Annotated in this window: 7 protein-coding genes; 3 read left to right on the top strand and 4 right to left on the bottom strand. The window is 37.6% G+C overall.

From position 1 onward, the window contains the following. Positions 1-59: 59 nt before the first annotated feature. Positions 60-536 (bottom strand): DUF2062 domain-containing protein, encoded by a 477-nt coding sequence (locus V7201_RS15665; RefSeq protein ID WP_335377688.1) that lies wholly within the window; start codon positions 534-536, stop codon positions 60-62. A 263-nt stretch (positions 537-799) separates the two neighbouring features. Here V7201_RS15665 and pssA point away from each other — a divergent pair, with 263 nt between their 5' ends. After that, positions 800-1,495 (top strand): CDP-diacylglycerol--serine O-phosphatidyltransferase, encoded by a 696-nt coding sequence (pssA, locus tag V7201_RS15660; RefSeq protein ID WP_335377687.1) that lies wholly within the window; start codon positions 800-802, stop codon positions 1,493-1,495. Between the two features lie 75 nt (positions 1,496-1,570). Here the strand turns inward: pssA and V7201_RS15655 are convergent, their stop codons facing one another. Further along, positions 1,571-1,765, bottom strand: coding sequence for a CsbD family protein (locus V7201_RS15655; protein WP_335377686.1), 195 nt, complete (start codon positions 1,763-1,765; stop codon positions 1,571-1,573). Between the two features lie 96 nt (positions 1,766-1,861). On the opposite strand from V7201_RS15655, the gene V7201_RS15650 reads away from it, so the two are divergent. Both V7201_RS15650 and V7201_RS15645 read left to right on the top strand, forming a co-directional pair. Beyond that, positions 1,862-2,653 (top strand): nucleotidyltransferase domain-containing protein, encoded by a 792-nt coding sequence (locus V7201_RS15650; RefSeq protein ID WP_335377685.1) that lies wholly within the window; start codon positions 1,862-1,864, stop codon positions 2,651-2,653. Positions 2,654-3,044: 391 nt separating this feature from the next. Further along, complete coding sequence (locus V7201_RS15645; protein ID WP_335377684.1) at positions 3,045-4,091, top strand: hypothetical protein; 1,047 nt, start codon at positions 3,045-3,047, stop codon at positions 4,089-4,091. 206 nt (positions 4,092-4,297) lie between these two features. Here the strand turns inward: V7201_RS15645 and V7201_RS15640 are convergent, their stop codons facing one another. Both V7201_RS15640 and V7201_RS15635 read right to left on the bottom strand, forming a co-directional pair. Next, positions 4,298-4,786 carry a hypothetical protein gene (locus V7201_RS15640; RefSeq protein WP_335377683.1) on the bottom strand — a complete coding sequence of 163 codons (489 nt, stop codon included), beginning with the start codon at positions 4,784-4,786 and terminating at the stop codon, positions 4,298-4,300. Beyond that, complete coding sequence (locus V7201_RS15635; protein ID WP_335377682.1) at positions 4,779-6,263, bottom strand: sensor domain-containing diguanylate cyclase; 1,485 nt, start codon at positions 6,261-6,263, stop codon at positions 4,779-4,781. Before V7201_RS15635 ends, V7201_RS15640 begins: the two co-directional genes overlap by 8 nt. Positions 6,264-6,568: the final 305 nt, after the last annotated feature.

The following is a 6,568-nucleotide window of genomic DNA, read 5'->3' as shown; positions in this document are numbered from 1 at the left end:
TGTTTAACAGAGCCAAATAAAAAAGGAATGAAAAGAATCCAAAGATTTTTTTCATTCCTTTATTTTTTTATGTCCCATTTTTTAATTGCTGATAAAAAATTTAGCCTGTATTTCAGCAACAGAGTATAAATCAAGAAGTATACAATAAACCCGAAAATGATAAGATTTACGATCATGCCTAAGAAAAAGGCAGCACCGACATGCATACTTGTTCCAATAATTGCACCATGATGAGGCATGCCTGCTGCTGATGGGAACATTCCATATGGAAACAGCGTCTCTCCTACAATTACATTCAGATAAAATAAGAATGGGAAAAGCCAAATAAGGGAAACCCCGCTGATAAAACCAGCAACCGGACTGCCTTTGAAAAGTTTTGCACTTGCTGTAGAAATAATCGGTCCCATTCCAAAAGAGGGAACAAAATGAATCAAGAAACCTAAAGTAAACCCTAGAGAAATATTATGTGCGTTGTCTTTTATCCTGAATAGTCTAATAAGAAGAAATTTTAACCTGCGTAATAGTTTATTGATCATAATTCACCAGCCCAAAAATAGTATACAATTTGATGAATCATTTTAATAGTCATTTTTTTAAGCATATTTTAAGTTTCTGTTAATGATTCTTCTAATTACTTAAAAATTTTCTTATTAATCGTCATTCAGAATGAGATATAATGATATAGTTCACCTATATTTTTGGCGATAATTATATTTATTAAACATGATTCATGCCATGGTGGGGTAAAAATAGGAAAAGATAAGGATGAAAAAATGATTTCGGAGAGCGAGGACAACTAATGCGGTTTACAAAGATGATTCCCAATATGTTTACGTTAGGAAATCTATATTGTGGTTTTCTTTCAATAGGATTTGCAGCTAACGGCCAATTTAATAACGCAGCTATTTTAATATTGATTGGCATGATGCTAGACAGCATGGATGGCAGACTTGCCAGAATGCTGAAAGCAGACAGCCAGCTCGGAAAAGAGTTAGACTCACTTGCTGACATCGTCACCTTTGGCGTAGCACCATCATTTTTAGTGTATTATACATACTTTCATAATTTTGGAATTTTGGGAACTCTTGTTGCAGGACTTTTTCCTTTATTTGGAGCATACCGACTAGCAAGATTCAATATCAGTACAGACAAATCTTCTCTGAACTATTTTATTGGCGTACCGATCACAGCTGCAGGTGGAATCATGGCGATTCTTACGTTATTTGGGGATTTAATACCGAACATTGTCACTACAGTAGTATTTACTGCGTTAGGATTTTTAATGGTAAGCAGAGTCAGGATTCCAAGTTTCAAAGAAGTACCGCTTCCTAAGTACGGAACGATTGTTACCTTTTTCCTCGGTTCCATGTTATTCGTAATCTGGAAGGGAACATATGGCCAATTCCCTTATCTGATCTATATAGCAACACCGCTTTATATAGCTTATCTGGCCTATCGTTTTGTGAAAGGGAAGCATAAATCAAATATTGATTAAGGTTGGATTATTAAATTAAATAATCTAGCACAAAAAAAAGCCTTTGCTTGATAGCAAAGGCTTTTGGTTTGACCTTTAATCTCTTGAAGCCTTATTGAAAGCACGAGAGATGTCTTCTTTCACATTTCCAGCTGTTTCTTGCAGTTTTCCTTTACCTTTATCAACTCGGCCTTCTGCTTCCATTGATTCATTGTCAGTCAGTTTGCCAAACTGCTTTTTAGCTTCTCCTTTGACTTGGTCAAAAGCGCCTTTCGTTTGATCGTTATTCATGATTGTGCCTCCTTTATATTGTGTATATTCTCTTATACCCTTCAGAAAAGAAGGCAAACTAACTTTAAAATTGTTTTATTATGGGGAGGCAGCAAGGTGAAACTGCAAATAATAGAGGTTTTAAAAAGGATAGAGCTTGAATACGACGTAAAAATACTTTTTGCCTGCGATGCCGGCAGCCGTGCTCTGGGCTTTGCCGATCATGGCAGCGATTACGATATCCGGTTTATTTATGTACACAAGCTAGATTGGTATTTATCGATAGATCAAAAAAAAGATGTAATTGAAGTGCCTAAACAAGACGCCTTGTCTATTGAAATAAACCCTCTATTGGATATGAGCGGATGGGAGCTGACTAAAACATTAAGGCTCTTCAGAAAATCAAATCCATCCCTAATAGAATGGCTTCAATCAAAAGTGGTTTATTTACAGCAGTTTTCAACAATCGAAAAAATGAAAGCCATGACGGGGAGTATCTTTTCTAAAAAGTCCTTTATCATCCATCACATAAACATAGCGAGGAGAAATTTTGACGTGGGAACGGGTAAGCAGGAGGGAAATATTAAACTATATCTGTACATCCTTCGATCCATCCTGTCTGGGCATTGGATTGTAAAGTATGGTTCTGTGCCACCTGTCGAATTCGATGAGCTAATACAAATACTTTCTCCAGAACGTGTAAAGGAGGCTGCCTTAAAACTTTTATCAGCCAAGCAAGCGGGAGAACGACTCCAAAATGAAGTTGATTTTACCATAATTGATGATTTTATTATAAAAGAAATAGACTTCCTTGAATCTTTTGCTAAGCAGCTTACAAAGAACCTGTCTGATTCAACTGAGACACTTAATCAAATATTCAGGGAAACATTAGAAGAAGTTTGGATCTAGATGATCATCAAAGTTGCGCATGAGAAAAGCTAGCCTACGGTGCTGAAGTCACTATGCACTTTCACATAGCTTTTGCTGAAACAATCACATGATCCTTTTTCGCTAATTAGAACCTATTGAAAACAATGCTTCAATCACCATCGGTTTTCGCACGGAGATATTCTCCGTCAGATGCAGCAAATATTACAGCGTCGAAGGGTTTCATTTTAATGTGACGCTCAGTACAAATACTCCTTCGAAAATCTCCAGCGCACCGTTTGGCATGAACATATATAAAACTTTAACCTAACAAAAAATTACGTTAAAAAGTAAATTTAAATGCTTTTCAAAGTAATTTATATTGCTTTTTAACGTAAAATGATTTACTCTTTAAAGTAAGGAGGTGGAAGTGATGGAAAATATTAGATTGAATGTAGCTTTGTTGCGTAAAAGAGTACCGAATCTCACGACTGCTGCAAAGTCAGTAGGATTAAGGCCAGCTACTGTTTCCAATTTATCGACTGGCAAGATTCCCGTGGGAAGGGCCGAAGTACGAACGATTGTCGCACTTGCTGAATTAGCTGGCTGCACATTGGATGAACTGATTTTAAGAGGGGAGAGTGCAGAAATGATAGAAACAGGGATCAAAACTTTGGATTTATTCGCTCCAATTTCAAAAGGAGGAACTGTTGGACTTGTGGCACGTCCTGGTATGGGCCAATTGGTAGTACTTGCAGAAATGTTGTATCGGCTTAAACGGGAGGGTTACATCACCATCCTGATAAAACCTAAAGGGGAGCATCCAGAAATAAATGATGTAACAAATGATGTCGATTTTGTAACTGACTCTATCGATGAGACCTACCAAACTATGATTTCCTCTGGGACAAATAAGGATTTTATCTTAACAGCTGACAGGTCTTTTATTTTATCAGGTGATATGTATAGCTTGCAGAATAGGCTTGATGAAAAAGGAATTTCCAATATCACCACTTTCCTTGTTGATTTAAAAGGAGAGGCTGTTGATGAGGATTTGCCATATGGTCCACTTGACACATTATGGCATTTTGATGCAGACCTAGCCGTCCGCCATAAATATCCCGCGGTAAACCCGATCTACTCAACTTCATCCATCTTAGAGGGGTCCTATTTAGATCCCATTCACCACAGTATCCAGCAAAGAGCACAAAAGTTGCTCCGCAGGTACCGCGAATTGCGTTCATTAGTCAATGTTCATGGACTGGAACGTCTGCCTGCAGCAGAGCTCCATATATATCACCAAGGAGAAAAACTTGAGGCCTATCTGACTCAGCCGTTTTATGTTGCAGAAGCTTTTACGGGTAAAAATGGCGTAAGGGTAAGCCTTCAAAACACATTGAATGATGTGAGGAAAATCCTGGACAGTTCAGCAGATGCATACAGTGTTGAGGAACTAAGCTTTATCGGCCAGATTAAATAACAAACTTAACAAGAATTCAAAGCCCAGTCTACAACTGGGCATTACCTTTAATACTTGCAGATTTGCAATATTTCAGAACATAATTTGATTAATAACTGATGATCTAGCCGCCGCTAATCTTAAACACCCGCTAAAAATTAAATCAAAAGCCAATCTTTTCATGGCCTAATATATAAAAGCCAGCATACGCATGCTGACTTTATACGTTAATAGCGTCCAATCTGCAGCTGCTTATAAACTTCCTCTCGAACTTCGTTTAAAGTTTTTGGATGGAGGAGTTTACTTGTACTTATTTTTAAATAGATCTGCTCATCTATGTCGCCTTCCTGCTGAAGTTTATCAAGATGAGGCAGGCGGAAGTTGCCAATCGGCAAATATGCAAGGTACAGCTTTTGCTCATTGAATTTCAAAGAAATTTTTATCCCTTTTAACACTGGGTAAAAAAAGGACGAATAATCTTGTTCAATGATTAAATCCTCTTTATCAGCAGCTTTAACATAAGGCAGTGTTGTCGGAAGCGAGATAAAATAAATCATTTGGTCGTATGAATAGTGGAGATCTGAAACTTTGAAACCAAATTTCGAGGTAACTCTTTTCGTATACTTTTTCATCGAAAAATCATAGAAGGGCCTGCTGGTTAAACCGGCCGTCATCAGAAAGACAATTACTGCCATAATGAACGTCATTTCAATCAATGGTAACGAACTCCTTAAAAGAAACTACTGTATTCTTGCCTGCTTTTTTTGCCTTATAGAGAGCCTGATCAGCTGCATCTATTAACTCGTTCTTAGTCACAATGGCTGAATGATCTGTACAAGCAGTCCCAATACTTACTGTTAAAGTTCCATTGGGCTGTGTTTCTTCACCTGGAAATTTTGCAATTTCAACATTCAGGCGAATTTTTTCAGCAATGATTTCTGATTGCACCAATGTTGTTTCAGGAAGCAGGACGACGAATTCTTCCCCTCCAAAGCGGAATGAGAAGTCACCAGGCCTCATGGTATCAACAATTACTCCAGCAAGCTTCATCAAAACTTCATTTCCAAGCAGGTGGCCATTTTTGTCATTAAAGACTTTGAAAAAATCAATATCAAAAATGATTAGCGAAAGCGGCCCACGCTGATTCCCTGAATGAGGGAAGTGATCCTCCAGTATAGTCTGGAAGGCACGCTGATTCAGTAAGCCAGTTAGTCCATCCCTTAAAGCCATTTCCTCAATTTGTTCGTACAGGTTAGCATGATCGAGAGCGATTGCAGCCTGGTTTGCAAGCGGAATGATAGATTCTGTATCCATCAAAGTTATTGGCCGTTTATTGACAATATTATCAATAAGCAGGATTCCTATATTTTTCCCTTGATTAATAAGAGGGATAACGGCAAATTCATTTGTTTGAAAAAGTTCATGAATAAGAATTTGCGAAGAATCATTGTTATCGATCTCTTTAACGATGACTGCCTTCTGACTGGAAAGTGCCACGCCAAAGACATTTTGTTCATCATAAGGAATATCAAGGGATTTTAGAATGTCATTTAATTCTGGGTCTGTAAAGTTGCTGTCGAAATTGTGCTCAATCAAATCCCGGAGCTTTAATTTGTCCTCAGAAATCTTTTCCCACACCTCATAGCCCTTTTTTACATCCATTGGCCCTACGCCAACAATCCCTCTTAAGGATGTAGGCTCGCTGGAAAAAAGAAAAATCATCGCGCGGTTAAAGCCGAGTCCATGGCCTGCAGTAACAGAAGTCAATATTACTTTAAGCAAAAGATCCTGTTGAAGAGTACGCTGCATAGTTGTACTGACCTCACGGAAAACTTGCAAATGCTTCGATTGTTCCATCAGCATATACATCCACTTATGGTGATCACGCTTCTTTTCAAATAAATATTGTGATACAAAACCTGAACCTGCACCAATTGCCATGTAAGCAAGCAGGGGAAGCAGGGAAGAAACCTCTGTTTGTGTCACGGCCAAAGCTGCACTGATTACGGCAGCGATAATCCCGCCAGGTAATTTATAAGAATAACCTGAAATGCCAACAAAAAAAAGCAGCATCCATTGTATATGGTATTTGCCATATACCTCAATAAATATTTCTACCAGTACAAGTGCAGTTAGAGAAAAGATTAGTTTATTAATATAAGCGCTTACATGAAAGCGTAAAAAATTAGCCATTATAGCTAAAGCTATGGCTACAGTGATCAATAAAAAAAACTCAACCAGTTTGCTCACTCCTATTAAAAATCTTATCTCTCATTTTACTCCTTTTTTCAAAAAATGATAGGACATTTTTACCAATTTTCATTAAACTTCCTATCCCTATCATTTTTTATACAGCCTTCAAGAACATAGAAATATCTTATCCCACAAAAATAGCTTCTGCATGAATGCAGAAGCCCAAACTGTAGACAAACCTGATTAAAACAAGCTTGTCTACAGTTTTTTCATCATAGATGGGAATTAAAACAGGTCTGTTGATT

It is taken from the genome of Bacillus sp. JJ1122 (assembly GCF_036964885.1).
Lineage (GTDB): Bacteria > Bacillota > Bacilli > Bacillales > Cytobacillaceae > Mesobacillus.
Note: the sequence above shows the minus strand (reverse complement) of the source record. Positions and strands in the feature narration are given on the sequence as shown.